This window comes from Paenarthrobacter sp. TRD_SC_7 (assembly GCF_056156245.1).
Genome location: NZ_CM149587.1, coordinates 584,454 through 598,097, shown reverse-complemented (window position 1 = coordinate 598,097; position 13,644 = coordinate 584,454). Strand labels below are relative to the sequence as shown.

Annotated in this window: 15 protein-coding genes and 1 riboswitch; of the genes, 5 read left to right on the top strand and 10 right to left on the bottom strand. The window is 62.9% G+C overall.

Translation table 11 applies throughout. The features are described 5' to 3' along the window. Nucleotides 1–131: 131 nt before the first annotated feature. Together gcvT and gcvP are read right to left on the bottom strand one after the other, a co-directional pair. Nucleotides 132–1,253 (bottom strand): glycine cleavage system aminomethyltransferase GcvT, encoded by a 1,122-nt coding sequence (gene gcvT, locus AC0J5Z_RS02980; protein WP_475037340.1) that lies wholly within the window; start codon nt 1,251–1,253, stop codon nt 132–134. An 11-nt stretch (nt 1,254–1,264) separates the two neighbouring features. Then, on the bottom strand, nt 1,265–4,126 hold the full coding sequence (gene gcvP, locus AC0J5Z_RS02975; RefSeq protein WP_475037339.1) for an aminomethyl-transferring glycine dehydrogenase: 2,862 nt from the start codon (nt 4,124–4,126) through the stop codon (nt 1,265–1,267). 149 nt (nt 4,127–4,275) lie between these two features. Continuing rightward, nucleotides 4,276–4,374: riboswitch (glycine riboswitch) on the bottom strand. A 171-nt stretch (nt 4,375–4,545) separates the two neighbouring features. On the opposite strand from gcvP, the gene mscL reads away from it, so the two are divergent. Together mscL and AC0J5Z_RS02965 are read left to right on the top strand one after the other, a co-directional pair. Further along, on the top strand, nt 4,546–5,010 hold the full coding sequence (gene mscL, locus AC0J5Z_RS02970) for a large conductance mechanosensitive channel protein MscL (RefSeq protein WP_475037337.1): 465 nt from the start codon (nt 4,546–4,548) through the stop codon (nt 5,008–5,010). Nucleotides 5,011–5,183: 173 nt separating this feature from the next. Then, nucleotides 5,184–6,098: an amino acid-binding protein gene (locus AC0J5Z_RS02965; RefSeq protein ID WP_475037335.1), complete on the top strand. Its 915-nt coding sequence runs from the start codon at nt 5,184–5,186 to the stop codon at nt 6,096–6,098. A 66-nt stretch (nt 6,099–6,164) separates the two neighbouring features. Here the strand turns inward: AC0J5Z_RS02965 and AC0J5Z_RS02960 are convergent, their stop codons facing one another. The 6 genes from AC0J5Z_RS02960 to AC0J5Z_RS02935 all read right to left on the bottom strand — a co-directional run bounded on the left by AC0J5Z_RS02960 (nt 6,165) and on the right by AC0J5Z_RS02935 (nt 10,546). After that, the gene (locus tag AC0J5Z_RS02960; RefSeq protein WP_475037334.1) at nt 6,165–6,722 is read right to left on the bottom strand and encodes a dihydrofolate reductase family protein; all 558 of its coding nucleotides are present in this window, start codon (nt 6,720–6,722) and stop codon (nt 6,165–6,167) included. 6 nt (nt 6,723–6,728) lie between these two features. After that, the gene (locus AC0J5Z_RS02955) at nt 6,729–7,076 is read right to left on the bottom strand and encodes a hypothetical protein (protein WP_475037333.1); all 348 of its coding nucleotides are present in this window, start codon (nt 7,074–7,076) and stop codon (nt 6,729–6,731) included. A gap of 119 nt (nt 7,077–7,195) precedes the next feature. Further along, complete coding sequence (locus AC0J5Z_RS02950; protein WP_475037332.1) at nt 7,196–7,387, bottom strand: hypothetical protein; 192 nt, start codon at nt 7,385–7,387, stop codon at nt 7,196–7,198. Between the two features lie 182 nt (nt 7,388–7,569). Further along, nucleotides 7,570–8,943, bottom strand: coding sequence for an NAD(P)(+) transhydrogenase (Re/Si-specific) subunit beta (locus tag AC0J5Z_RS02945; RefSeq protein ID WP_475037331.1), 1,374 nt, complete (start codon nt 8,941–8,943; stop codon nt 7,570–7,572). Next, nucleotides 8,940–9,305, bottom strand: a complete 366-nt coding sequence (locus AC0J5Z_RS02940; RefSeq protein WP_475037330.1) for an NAD(P) transhydrogenase subunit alpha part 2 — start codon at nt 9,303–9,305, stop codon at nt 8,940–8,942. Before AC0J5Z_RS02940 ends, AC0J5Z_RS02945 begins: the two co-directional genes overlap by 4 nt. After that, entirely contained in the window at nt 9,305–10,546 is a 1,242-nt protein-coding gene (locus AC0J5Z_RS02935; RefSeq protein WP_475037329.1) for a Re/Si-specific NAD(P)(+) transhydrogenase subunit alpha, read from the bottom strand. The genes AC0J5Z_RS02940 and AC0J5Z_RS02935 overlap by 1 nt, the downstream gene beginning before the upstream one ends. A 185-nt stretch (nt 10,547–10,731) precedes the next feature. On the opposite strand from AC0J5Z_RS02935, the gene AC0J5Z_RS02930 reads away from it, so the two are divergent. Together AC0J5Z_RS02930 and AC0J5Z_RS02925 are read left to right on the top strand one after the other, a co-directional pair. Then, nucleotides 10,732–11,343 (top strand): NADPH-dependent FMN reductase, encoded by a 612-nt coding sequence (locus tag AC0J5Z_RS02930; RefSeq protein ID WP_475037328.1) that lies wholly within the window; start codon nt 10,732–10,734, stop codon nt 11,341–11,343. Nucleotides 11,344–11,463: 120 nt separating this feature from the next. Further along, nucleotides 11,464–11,847, top strand: a complete 384-nt coding sequence (locus AC0J5Z_RS02925; RefSeq protein WP_475037327.1) for a hypothetical protein — start codon at nt 11,464–11,466, stop codon at nt 11,845–11,847. Here the strand turns inward: AC0J5Z_RS02925 and AC0J5Z_RS02920 are convergent. Further along, entirely contained in the window at nt 11,844–12,548 is a 705-nt protein-coding gene (locus AC0J5Z_RS02920) for an HAD family hydrolase (protein WP_475037326.1), read from the bottom strand. The two genes, AC0J5Z_RS02925 and AC0J5Z_RS02920, sit on opposite strands and share 4 nt — an antisense overlap. Further along, nucleotides 12,538–12,819, bottom strand: a complete 282-nt coding sequence (locus AC0J5Z_RS02915; protein WP_475037325.1) for a hypothetical protein — start codon at nt 12,817–12,819, stop codon at nt 12,538–12,540. Before AC0J5Z_RS02915 ends, AC0J5Z_RS02920 begins: the two co-directional genes overlap by 11 nt. Nucleotides 12,820–12,934: 115 nt before the next feature. On the opposite strand from AC0J5Z_RS02915, the gene AC0J5Z_RS02910 reads away from it, so the two are divergent. After that, complete coding sequence (locus AC0J5Z_RS02910) at nt 12,935–13,576, top strand: NADPH-dependent F420 reductase (RefSeq protein ID WP_475037324.1); 642 nt, start codon at nt 12,935–12,937, stop codon at nt 13,574–13,576. The last annotated feature ends 68 nt before the right edge of the window (nt 13,577–13,644 follow it).

Sequence of the window (13,644 nt, the reverse complement as noted above, 5' to 3'; positions counted from 1 at the left end):
CTTCTCGTATGTCTAAAACTGTTGTGGTCCGCGGTCCGGGTTGGGTGGCGGCGACCCGAACGGAGGCTTGGAACCCGTCTTTCAGCGGGTTGCCTCGATCCCTTGATTCCGTGGGCAAGGTGATCCGGCGGTTATTTCCGGCGCTTGTAGAACGGGAGCTGGACGATCTCGAAGGGTTCGGCTTTCCCGCGGAGGTCGACGTCGACGATCGTGCCCGGTTCGGAATGCTCGACGTCGACATACGCCAATGCGACCGGGTAACCGAGCGTCGGGCTCGGCTGGCCGGAAGTGACTTCGCCGATGAGCGAGCCGTCCTTGAGGACCGAATAGTGGGCGCGGGCGGCGCGGCGGCCAATGCCCTTGAGTCCGACGAGCTTCTGGCCGATGGTGGAACCGACGCCTGCCGCCTTGATGGCCGTGAGAGCATCGCGGCCAACAAAGTCGCTTTCCTTGGCGAGGGAGACCACGGGGCCGAGTCCGGCGGCGTAAGCGTTGACGTGGCGGGAGAGCTCGTTGCCGTAGAGGGGCATTCCGGCTTCGAGGCGCAGCGAATCGCGGGCTGCGAGGCCGGCGGGGATGAGTCCCTGGCCTTCCCCGTTTACGAGGAGCGCTTCCCAGAGACCAGGTGCGTCAACGTTCGGGATATAGATCTCAAAGCCGTCTTCGCCGGTGTACCCGGTGCGGGCCAGCAGCAGGTCCTGCCCGTTGATGGAGACCTCAACGGCAGCGTAGTACTTCAGCTCGGTGACCAGCGCGTGCTGCTCCGCGGGGACCAGCCTCAGCAGGATGGCTTCGGCGTTCGGGCCCTGCACGGCGATCAGGGAGGTTTCCGCCGAAGCATCCTCCACTATGACGTCGAAACCGGCCGCCCGCTCCAGCAGTGCCGCAGCAACCACCTTCGCGTTGCCCGCGTTGGGGACCACAAGGTACTTGTCTTCAGCGCGACGGTAAGAAATGAGGTCGTCAATGATGCCGCCGTCGGCGTTGCAGATCAGCGAGTACTTGGCCTTGCCCACTGCGATGGCGGACAGCTTGCCCACCAGCGCGTAGTCCAGGAAGGCGGCCGCATCCGGGCCGCTTACCCAGACTTCCCCCATGTGGGAGAGGTCGAACAGGCCTGCGGACTGACGGACCGCGTGGTGCTCGGCGAGCTCGGATTCGTATTTGAGGGGCATCTGCCAGCCGCCGAAGTCCGTAAACGATGCGCCGGCCTTTTTGTGCTGCTCGTAAAGAGCGGTGTAGTTCTCAGACATGTCGGGAGTCCTTAGTTTTCGAAGTCCGTGAGGGGAGGGCAAGAGCACACAAGATTGCGGTCACCCGCGGCGCCGTCGATGCGGCCGACGGGCGGGAAGTACTTGTCCTGCTTCAGGTGGTGGACGGGGAACGCTGCCTGCTCCCGCGGGTAGTCGCGGCCCCAGTCGGAACTTACGACGGCGGCAGCCGTGTGCGGCGCGTTGCGCAGCGGCGACTTCTCAACAGTGAATACTCCGTCTGCGACCTGCTCGATCTCCGCACGGATGGTGATCATGGCCTCGATGAAACGGTCGATCTCGGCCAGATCCTCGGACTCAGTGGGCTCCACCATCAAAGTGCCCGCAACCGGGAACGCGAGGGTGGGGGCGTGGAAGCCGAAGTCGATGAGGCGTTTCGCTACATCCTCGGCCGTGACACCCGTGCGAGTGGTCAGCTCACGGAGGTCCAGGATGCATTCGTGCGCCACGAGTCCGCCCTCGCCCGTGTACAGGATGGGGAAGTGCTCATCCAGGCGGGAGGCAACATAGTTGGCTGCCAGCAGCGCGGACTTCGTGGCCTCGGTCAGGCCCTGGCCGCCCATGAGCTTCACATACGCCCAGGAAATCGGCAGGACACCGGCAGAGCCATAACGCGAAGCCGAGATTGCAACGCCCGTAGAGGCGCCGTCCTCCGAAGAAACAGTGCTGTTCGCGTCGCCGGGCATGAACGGTGCAAGGTGGGCTTTCGCAGCTACAGGACCGACGCCCGGTCCACCGCCGCCGTGAGGGATGCAGAAAGTCTTGTGCAGGTTCAGGTGGGACACGTCGCCGCCGAACTTGCCCGGCTGGGCCAGACCAACCAGCGCATTCAAGTTGGCGCCATCAACGTACACCTGGCCGCCGGCTGCGTGGATCGCGTCGCAGACCTCGCGGACGTCGGCGTCGTAGACGCCGTGCGTGGACGGGTAGGTGATCATGATGCAGGACAGGACGTCCTTGTTGGCTTCGATCTTGGCAGTCAGGTCCGCGTGGTCGATGGTGCCGTCAGCAGCCGTAGCCACCACAACAACCTTCATGCCGGCCAGCACTGCCGAAGCTGCGTTGGTGCCGTGGGCAGAAGCCGGAATCAAGCAGACAGTGCGCTGCTCGTCCCCGCGGGACAGGTGGTAGCCGCGGATCGCCAGGAGCCCGGCAAGCTCGCCCTGGGAACCTGCATTCGGCTGGATGGAGACCTGATCGTAGCCGGTGATCTCGGTGAGGTCGGCTTCCAGGTCTTCAATCAGTTCGCGCCAGCCGGCTGTCTGGTGATCAGGAGCGAACGGGTGGATGGAGGCGAACTCCGGCCAGGAAATCGCTTCCATCTCAGCCGTGGCGTTCAGCTTCATGGTGCAGGAACCCAGCGGAATCATGGTGCGGTCCAGTGCCAGGTCCCGGTCGGACAGCTTGCGGATATAGCGCAACAGCTGTGTCTCGGAACGGTGCGTGTTGAACACCGGGTGCTGCAGGAAGTCGCTCGTCCGGGCCACGTTGGCGGGCAGTTCGAACCCTGCCGCGTCCCCTACCGGACCCGCGCCAAAGGCGACGGCCACCGAGGCGAGGACCTCCGGCGTCGTGGTTTCATCAACGGAGACGCCAACGGTGTCCGCGTCGATGAGGCGCAGGTTGATGCCGCGGGCTTCGGCGGCGGCGATGACCTTGTCGGCCTTGCCGGGGACGCGCACGGTGAGGGTGTCGAAGAAGGATTCGGACACGAGTTCGCGACCGGCCTTCTGCAGCGCGGTAGCGAGCGTGCGGGCATGGCCGTGGACAGTCTCGGCTATCGACTTCAGGCCTTCAGGACCGTGATAAACCGCGTACATCGAGGCGACGATGGCGAGCAAAGCCTGGGCTGTGCAGATGTTGGACGTGGCCTTCTCACGGCGGATGTGCTGCTCACGTGTCTGCAACGCCAAGCGGTACGCAGGCACACCGGCGTTGTCCTTGGAAACGCCCACGATGCGGCCCGGAAGCGTGCGCTCCATACCTTCGCGGACGGCCATATAAGCAGCGTGCGGGCCGCCGAAGAACAGCGGAACGCCGAAGCGCTGCGCGGTTCCGACGGCGATGTCCGCACCTTGTTCGCCCGGGGGCGTGATGAGGGTGAGCGCCAGAAGGTCCGCGGCAACGGTAACCAGCGCACCGCGTTCCTTGGCCTCAGCGATCACGCCGGAGTGGTCGAACACGCGGCCGGACACGCCCGGCTGCTGGAGCACGATGCCGTTGATGTCGCCGTCGGGAAGGCCAGCCGAAAGGTCCGCGATCTGAACCTCGAAGCCCAGCGCCTCAGCGCGGCCCTTCACGATGGCGATGGTCTGAGGAAGGAGATCCGCGTCCAGGACAGTCTTGCCATCCTTGGCGGCCTTGTTCTTGTTGGCGCGGCGCATCAGGAGCACAGCCTCGGCAACGGCGGTGGCTTCATCCAGCAGCGAGGCATTGGCAACGGGAAGTCCCGTGAGGTCCTGCACCATGGTCTGGAAGTTGAGCAGTGCTTCAAGGCGGCCCTGGGAAATTTCCGGCTGGTACGGCGTGTAGGCCGTGTACCAGGCCGGAGCTTCCAGAATGTTGCGGCGGATGACCGGGGGCGTGACGGTGTCGTAGTAGCCCTGGCCGATCATCTGCACGGCAGTCTTGTTCTTGGACGCGAGCTTGCGGAGCTCGGCGAGGACCTGCACCTCGGTAAGGGCGTCCTGCAGCTTCAAGGCAGTTTCCTGGCGGATGGAATCGGGAACCGCGACGTCTACCAAGCCGTCGACCGAGTCGTAGCCGATGGCCTTGAGCATAGTGTCAACGTCGGCTTGGCGGCGGGCGCCGATGTGCCGGTCCGCGAAGGCGGTGGGGGTTGATTGAACAGTCAAGAGGAACTCCATGATTCAGGCGCCCACTGAGCGCCACGATGATGTGGGGTTCCTCCCCGCTCTGTATTGGACCTGAGAGATTCCGCAGGAATGGTTGCCTGCTTGCACCGTCGGTGAGTCCGGTTACCCGGACTGCTTTCCAGAGTTGCCTAACCGCGGCGGTACATGGGCCTGAGAGATTCCTGGGGAGGATTTGCTCCTACGGCGCCTGACTGGATGTACCGGCAGGACTCTCCCGCCGCAGATCAAAAGCGTTGCATCACCGTCAGTGACACGCTTCACACCATAGCGGGTTGTCTTGGCTTCGTGCAAGCAAGCCCAGGCATAACCCCTCGCCCCCGAAACACCAGCTTGAAACTTCGGAGTGGTAGTTTGATCTCTGCTGAGGCAGACACCCGCACCCAATCGGAGGACCATCCATGCTTAAGGGTTTCAAGGACTTCATACTTCGCGGCAACGTGATCGAGTTGGCCATTGCCGTCGTCATCGGCAGTGCCTTCACGGCCCTGGTTGCTGCTTTCACCACCAACATCATTAACCCGCTCATCGCTGCCGCAGGCGGAGTGAACGCCGATGGCCTGGGCTTCAGGATCTGGCAGGACAACCCCGCCACGTTCATCAATATCGGCGCTGTGCTGACGGCGCTCGTGACCTTCGTAATCACCGCTGCCGTGGTTTACTTCATCTTCGTGGCACCCATGAACAAGATCAATTCCCTGGTCAAGGACCGGCTCTCCACCGAGGAGCCCGAGGAAGAGCCGCTTCCGGCAGATACGGCCCTGCTGGCCGAAATCCGTGATCTCCTCAAGGACGCGGCGGCAGCCCGCACCGCAGGCAACACTTCCGAGCTGGACGCGGACTTCGATTCCAACCGCACGCGCTAGGGCCGACCGCACGCGCTAAGAGCGTCCTCCCCGCGGGCGCTCCTTCCCCGTTGCTTAGACGAACCCGGCATCCTCCCCGCGAGGGCGCCGGGTTCTTGCACGTTCACCGGCCTGTCCCCAGAACGTGACGCGCAGGCAACCGGCTCGAAACAGGGGCAGGGCAGCATGAAACCATGAAGCCCAACCCGAGCACTCCCGTCACCGCAGATCTCCTCTGTGATGTCTGCGGACAGCTGCCCGAACCGCCCAAAGCCCGGCTCACACTCGCGAACATCGCGGTCATGCTTCCCATCGAGTTGCTGGTCCATGCAGCGGTGGTGGAAACTCACTTGCCTTACGTAGCCAAGGTCCTGCTGCTTGCCGTGACCGCCACAGTGTTGGTCATTTGGGTGGCTGAATCATCAGCAGCCAAGGTCCTCCGACGCTGGTTGCATGCGCCAGCCCTCCGCCAGCGGCGCAAGCTGCACCTCGCTCCTGCCCTGTGGCGAGCCAGAACGGTACTGCTGGACCAACCTGGGTCCCTACAAAAGATCACCCAGTCCCTCGCCAAGCTGGACACCAACATCCTTAGCCTTCACGTCCACCCGATGATCCGGACAGGTGGCGCCGCCACGGGGCTCAGTGAAAGGGTGATGGATGAGTTCGTTCTTTCCGCCCCTGGCGACGTCACCGAGCAGGAACTACTGAAAGCACTGCACGACGGCGGCGGGCATGAGTCACACGTTTGGCCCACCACGGCTTTAGCCATGGCCGACGGCCAAACCAAGGCCTTGAGTCTCGCCACCCGCATCGCCGGGAACCCGAAGGAGCTTCCGATGGCCGTCGCCGAGCTCCTCTCCGCAAAAGTAGTCCCGATCGATCCGGAACGCCCCACGCACGAGGCGACTACCGGCGTCGGGCCTTCCACTGACATCCTTAAAATTCCGACCGCGTGGCACGGTCCGCTGGTCTTTTCCCGGCCTGGTGAGCCATTTTCGCCCGCCGAATCGGCACGCGCGCACAGGCTGGCCGAGCTCGCGGAGATCTTGGCGCACAGTCCGGAGGACAGGCAGCGTTCCCTCCCGGTTAGTGGTGCGAGATCAACGTAACTCCCTGCGAAACGCCGGTGTCGTGACACGCGCCATGGCAGCAACCGGGCAGGAGCGCAGGACCTGTCAGTGCATCACGCGATACCTCAGGAAGATGGTGCCATTGCCGAAGGTGCGCTCTTGGGCGAGTTCCAGCCGGGTGCCGACTCCGTCCGGCAGGCCTTTCTTCCCGCCGCCCACCAGCACCGGCACAACGTAGAGCTGGCATTCATCGATCAGCCCTTCCCGGAATGCATTCGCCGCGAGTTCAGGCCCACCAATGACAATGTCGCTGGCAGCCGTGGCCTTTAGGTCCCTAACGTCCCGTGCCTTGAATTCCCTCTCGATCCGCGTCTTTCCAGTAGTGGGCTCCTGAAGCGAGCGGGAGTACACCACCTTCTCCGCACTTCGCCATAGCTGCGCAAAGTCGTCGATGTGGGCTGGCTCGGAGGAGGTGTCCCAGCTGTCCCAGGCGCTCATCACGTCGTAGAGCCGCCGACCATACAGGTACTGCTGCACAGAGCGCTCACGAGCATTGATGAACCGGTGCACTTCCTCGTCCGGCACGCCCCAGTCAAAGTTGCCCTCGGTGTCCGCGATGTAGCCGTCCAAGGACACGATGGCCGAGTAGATGAGCTTGGCCACGGAGGTTCAGTCCTCGTCAATCTTTTCGAGAAGCTTCCCCAAGGCATCACGAATATCTTCGTAGTCGTACTGGCCGGCCCTGCTCTCGGCGGAGATCACTCCGCAGCGGTGGATCTTCTTGAAGTCACCAATCGGGAATTTGTAGTGGCCCTTTTGCTCGTCCGGGTGTTCGTCGTCTATACCGAGGAACCACTTGGAGTATTCGGCGTGGCCGTGCTTGTCCAGAAAGGCATTCTCTTCCTTGGTGGACGGAGCGTGTTCGCTCCAGTCGTCGCGGGTGTCCTTGACCACCCTGCCGTCGCGAATCAGATGCTTCGCGTGGTCGAAAGCCTTCTTGTTGAGTTTCACGGTCATGGCGCAACCTCGCTTGAATGTGGCGGTTCGGCATGGGCAGGGCTAATCGTACGGTTCAGCATAGGACCACCAAGGACCGTCCGAAAGACCCGGCAGTCCAGCAGGATCGCCGTCAGAACTCAGTTCATGAGCCGGATCCAGAGCCCAGTTCCTCGTTCCTTCATCACCATCCGTCGTTCAATGGGCCCTTGTTGAGTGAGCCATAGAGCATTTCCGTCAGACGTCACAGCGTCCACCAGCCCTTGGTCCAGAATGTCGTTGCCGCGCCGGATCTGGACAGTCTGCCCAACAAGCAACCTCCAATTGGTCACTTTCTTCCCCTCTGCTTGGGTGAAGCGGGCCCCGAACAGCGAATCCGTCTTACCGTTTTGCAAATCGATGACTCCTCGGCTGTTGTACAACTTTTCCTTGAAAGGTTTCTGTACAAGACGTGTGCCGTCGCCGCGCGGTCCATGACGGAAATACGTGGGTCGAATTGGGAGACATACGTCTCCTAGAGCGCCTTCACCGCCCCCAGGACCTTAGTCAACGAATCCTTCGCATCACCGAACAGGAGCGTGGTCTGGGGTTCGTACAACAATTCATTCTCAATCCCTGCAAACCCGGGACGCATGGAGCGTTTGAGGAACACTACCTGCCGGGCATCGGCGACTTCCAGGATGGGCATGCCGTAGATCGGTGATCCCGAGGTGGTCTTTGCCGCAGGATTCACAACATCGTTGGCGCCCACCACCAAGGCCACATCGGTGGTCTTGAACTCGGAGTTGATATCGCTCATTTCCTTCAGAGACTCGTACGGCACATTGGCCTCTGCGAGCAGTACGTTCATATGGCCGGGCATTCGCCCAGCCACGGGATGGATGGCGAAGTCCACTTCAATTCCCCGCGCTTCCAGGGCAAGGGCAAGCTCTGCGGCGGTGTGCTGGCCTTGAGCGACAGCGAGGCCATATCCCGGAACGATGATCACCCGCTGCGCATAGCCGAGCAGCACTGCGACGTCCTCCGCACTGGAGGAACGCACCGGCCGCTCACTCACCGCTGTGGATCCAGCAGTGGATCCCCCCTTGAAGGCTCCGAACATGATGCCTGCAACACTGCGTCCCATCGCGGCAGCCATGGCACGGGTAAGGATAGTGCCGGAAGCTCCCACCAGGGTGCCGGCCACGACAAGAAGGACATTCCCCAGTACCAGCCCAGACGCCGCGACTGCCAGGCCAGTGAAGGCGTTCAAAAGTGAAATGACAATCGGCACATCAGCGCCGCCTACAGGGAGCACCAACAGGATTCCGGCAACAAGACCCAAAAACAGCAGGACCAGCGCCAGCACCAGCGAGCCGTTCAGGATCACCACCGCTCCAGCCCCCACGGCAGCCAGCAACACCAGGGCCATCAGGGCGGGCAGGCCAGGAAAAGTCACGGGCCGGGTGGTCATGAGCCCCTGAAGTTTGGCGAAAGTGACACCGGAGCCAGCGAACGACACCGCACCCACCAGCAATGTGAAGACGATGGCCAAACGAACCCAGGGATCGTCCGAATGCGCGAGTTCCAGCAACGCGACCAGCGCCGCAGCACCACCACCCACACCGTTGAAGAGGGCAACGAGCTGCGGCATCTGCGTCATTTGTACGCGACGGGCCACGGGCGCAGCCACACCCGAGCCCACCGCTATGGCCCCTAGAATCCAAGGGATGTTGTCCAGTTTCACGGAGACAAACACCGTCACTACAGCCAGCACGGCGCCGAATGCTCCGATCAGGTTGCCGCGCCGGGCAGTCCGTGGTGAATTCAGGCCCTTCAGGGCGAGGATGAAGCAGGCCGCGGCGGCGAGGTACAGGAGCGCCGTCCAGGTGGGATTGAGCAGCGTCATTGCCGGCGCTCCTTTTGGACCGGCTCCACGGCTTGGACCGCCTCCACGGCGCCGGAACTCTTCGGAGGAACGTTCGACGGCGGCCGTTGCCGGCCGCGGAACATCTCCAGCATCCGGTCGGTCACCACAAACCCGCCTACGAGGTTGGCCGTGGCAAGGACTACAGCCAGCAGGGCGACCGCCAACACCCACGGGTCACCGGCCTGTCCGGCCACGATGATGGCCCCCACCAGGATGATGCCGTGGATCGCGTTGGCCCCGGACATGAGCGGAGTGTGCAGGGTGCTGGAGACCTTGGAAACCACCTCAAAACCCACGAACACCGCCAGGACCGTGATCGTTAGCAGGCTCATGCCGTCCATCAGCGCGCTCCTTCACTGCCGGGCTGGGAAACGGCGGTTTGGGGACTGCCGGTTTGGGAACCGGCGGCAGGTCCGCTACCAAAGGGGGCAGTTTCCCCTGCGAGCGCCGTTAGTGCTTCCGCAGTTGGTGCGTGCCGGACCTCACCGTCGTGGGTGAGGCACGTGCCGGCAACAACTTCATCCTCAAAGTCCGGAGCCACTACGCCGTCCCGCGTCATAAGGGCCAAGAGGTTGGAGACGTTCTTGGCGTACAAGCGCGAGGCGTCAGCGGGCATCGCTGAGGCAGGGTCCTTGATTCCCACCAGTGTCACCACACCCTGACCGTCGCCGGTAGTGACGGCAATATCCTGCCCTGGGATGCTCCCCTCCACGTTGCCGCCGGATTCGGCTGCCAAGTCCACCACTACTGATCCGGGCCGCATGCCTTGGACCATCTCCCTGCTGACCAGGAGCGGAGCGCGCCTCCCAGGTACCGCCGCGGTAGTGATCAGGACATCGGCCTGGGCGACGTGTGGCGTCAAAAGGGCCCGCTGCAAGGCACCCCGGTCTGCGCTGAGTTCCCGCGCGTACCCGCCGGAAGCCTCAGCGGTTTCGAGATCCAGTTTGATGAACGTTCCTCCCATGGAGGCCACCTCGTCGGCCGAGGCCGGGCGGATATCGTTGGCAGATACCCGAGCACCGAGCCTTTTGGCAGTTCCAATAGCCTGCAAGCCAGCCACCCCTGCCCCCAAAACCAGGACTCGGGCGGGTGGAATGGTGCCTGCTGCCGTCATGTACAGCGGAAAGAACCGTGGGAGCCGCATGGCCGCCTCGAGGACGCAGCGATATCCAGCCACCAGGGCCTGCGAAGTGAGCGCATCCATGGACTGGGCGCGCGATATCCGCGGAACGAGTTCAAGCGCAAAGGAGGTAATGCCCCCAGCGGCGAGCGCCCGCACGGTGGGCAACTCCGAGGACGGCGACCCTAGACCAACGGTGACCGAACCACGGCGGAGAGCTCCCGCCGTCGACGGTTCCATGGGACGTACGTGGCAGAAAACATCCAGCGATCCGAGATCAAGTGACTGCACCACAGCGGCGCCCGTCCTCCGGTAGTCGTCGTCGCTATGGCCGGACGCCAGCCCCGCGCCGGACTCGATCTCAACCTCAAGGCCCAAACCCACCAATTGCTTCACCGTTTCCGGCGTTGCGGCAACACGTCGCTCACCGTCGAGCGTCTCGCGCGCTATGCCTGCTTTCACCCGCCACCCCTCTTCCGGAACTCTCCAGAACCCAGTTGGCATGAGTCTATGACCGCAAAGGTCCCGGCGGGAGTAGGGGCTGCGCTATGTGCACAAGTCAACTAGGGTCGGTGGGAGCTGGGGCAACCAGCCACCACACCGTGGACGAGCCGGTTGCGGCCGTGCCGTCGGAAAGGAACGCCGCTATGGACACCTTCAAAATCGGGTATTTCGTCGGAAGCCTGGCAAGCAATTCCATCAATCGGGTCCTCTCCAAGGCCCTCATCAGCGTCGCGCCCCCGGAACTCGAATTCCATGAGATCGCCATCAAGGACCTGCCTTTGTACAGTTCGGACTACGACGCTGAGTTCCCGCCGGCAGGACGGGAACTCAAGGATGCCATCGCCGCGTCGGACGGCATCCTGTTTGTCTCCCCCGAGTACAACCGCTCCATTCCGGGCGCGTTGAAGAACGCCATCGACTGGGGTTCACGTCCGTGGGGCACCAACTCATTTGCCCGTAAGCCCACCGGAATCATCGGCGCATCACCGGGTGGCATCGGGACGGCGGTGATGCAGTCGTCCATGCGCAGCGTATTGAGCTTCCTGGACGCACCGCAGCTGAATGCGCCTGAGGCTTACATCCGCTTTGTCGCAGACGCGTACGACGACGACGGTTCAGTTAAGGACCAAGGCACCGCCGCGCTGTTGCGCCACTACATGGAGGAGTACAGCGCGTTCGTACAGCGTGTCCTCGCTGCCAACGCGCCGGGCCACATTGGCGACCAGGAACCGGATTCCGCGAAGCTCACGCGGTAAGGCGGCCGCTGGTGCCGCTCCAGATGTGCTGCGTGTGGCGTCCGCAAAAAGCATCCACAGTCACGGCTTAGTCAGTATGCTTACTATACGAGGAATCATGCTAGTAACCCAGGAGGAACGATGCTTCGCAGATTAGCTGTGACCACCCTTGCTTTGGCCCTGTTCGCCGGGTCCCTGCTCTCTACTACCGTTGCAGCCAACGCAGCAGTCGGCACGCAGGGCAGCGTCGCCGCCACCACCACTCCATCGCCGGAACCCAGCAACCCCTCCGGGCCCTCCACGGCAACACCCACAGCAGAGCCGACCACCGACGTCTCGAATCCCGCCGGCACCGGACCCGCAAACCCAGGCACCAGCGAGACCGAACAGCAGGAGCAGACGCGCACCGACGTCGTCCCGTGGATTTTGGCGGCAGTTGCGGCGGCCATCATCATCGCGCTGATCATTTGGACCCTGCGGAACCGGCGCGGGCGGGACAAGGGAATCAGCGACGAACCGCGCTAGGCTCCCGGTGACCCCGTCATCAACTTGCCGATGATGCTGGTCTCCAGGTGCTCCAGCAGGTGCCGCGGATTGTCATAGACTTCTGCGGCACCTGCGTCGCGCAGTTCGGCTTCGCTGATTCCACCGCAGGTCAGGGCGATCACGGGAACGCCGATGGCGGCGCCGGCCTTCACGTCCCATACCGCGTCGCCAACGAACACCACGTCCTCAGGACTGAGCCCTAGCTTCTCCAAGCACGCCTCAAGGATGTCCGGGGCGGGCTTGCTCTCCTTCGCATCGTTGGAGCTGGTCCACGCATCGATGGAGGATCCGGCGTCCAGAAGGTGCCTGCTCACTTCCAAGTCGCGCTCCTGGGCTGACGACGCCAGACCCACCGCCAACCCTGCGTCCGAGCACGCGGCCAGAAGATCCCTGACCGAATCGAAAGTCCGCAGGGTGGGCCAGAATGTCGAGAAGACAGCACTGTGCGCTGACTTAAGTTCCTCCTGCATGCCCTGGGAGCAGTCCGGAACCAGGCTCTGGATCAGCCGATCGCCCCCCATGCCCACACGTCGGTGAATGGCGGACATCTCAATGTCCAGCCCCTCACGCCGAAAGGCCTGCCACCACGCCATGGCGTGGAAATAGCTGGAGTCAATCAGGGTTCCGTCCACATCAAAGAGGACTCCGCGCTTCTTTCCTGAATTCGAATCAGCTGCCACAACTAACCACCTTCGATTGAGTCCGCGCACTCCGCGCCGCCAGCGCAGAGTCAATAACAGGTTCTTCCAGCATCAGGACGGCGTATCGCTCAGCCGAGCCGGTGCGGAGGAGGCCCGTCCCCGCCACCTCCCGGATCGCAGCGACTCCCTCAACAGCCTCATCCACCGAAGAAAAGCGCCTTGACAGCCCCACGAGGCAATCCTTGCCATCCACCATCAGAATTCGACATCCCCCATCGGGGGTTTCAACCAGTTCCAAATGTCCGGCCACGCAACCCTCCTTGTCTTCAGCGACATACCGCATAGTAAGACTCCTTAGTATAGGCCGGGTCGAAATATTGCGTAACGCGGGAAATAGGCGCCTGCAACTTCTTGTTGGGGCCGGTATGACAACAATCGGAATTATCGGTGCAGGACACATTGGCAGCCAGGTTGCACGCAAGGCCGTGGAACTTGGCTACGACGTCGTGGTCAGTAACTCGCGGGGGCCCGAAACCCTCGGCGAGCTGGTCGCAGAATTGGGGCCGCGCGCCCGGGCCGCTACGGCAGCCGAGGCAGCAGCGGCAGGCGATTTCGCCGTCGTGACCGTCCCCCTCAAGAACTACCAGGACATTCCCGCAGAACCCCTCGAAGGCAAGATCGTCATCGACACCAACAACTACTACTGGGAGCGCGACGGCCGCATCCCGGAGCTGGACAATGGTGAAGCCACCACATCCGGCCTGCTCCAAAAGCACCTCCCCACGTCCAAGGTGGCCAAGGGTTTCAACCACATCATGGCCAAGGAAATCACCACCGACGGCACCCCGGCAGGCACCTCGAACCGGCGCGCCCTTGCCACCTCGAGCGATTTCCCGGAAGCCGCCGAGCTTGTCACCAAGCTGTACGACGAGTTCGGTTTTGACACTGTCAACGTCGGCCCGCTGGACGACAGCTGGCGCGTTGAGCGGGATCGCCCCGCGTACGTCATCCGGCAGAACGCGGACGAACTCCGCGAGAACCTCACCAAGGCGACCCGCACCATCTAACGCATAACGCACGACGGCGGGAAGGCAGCTTCCGCTTTCCCGCCGCCTATGCGGGGATGGAGGTTTTG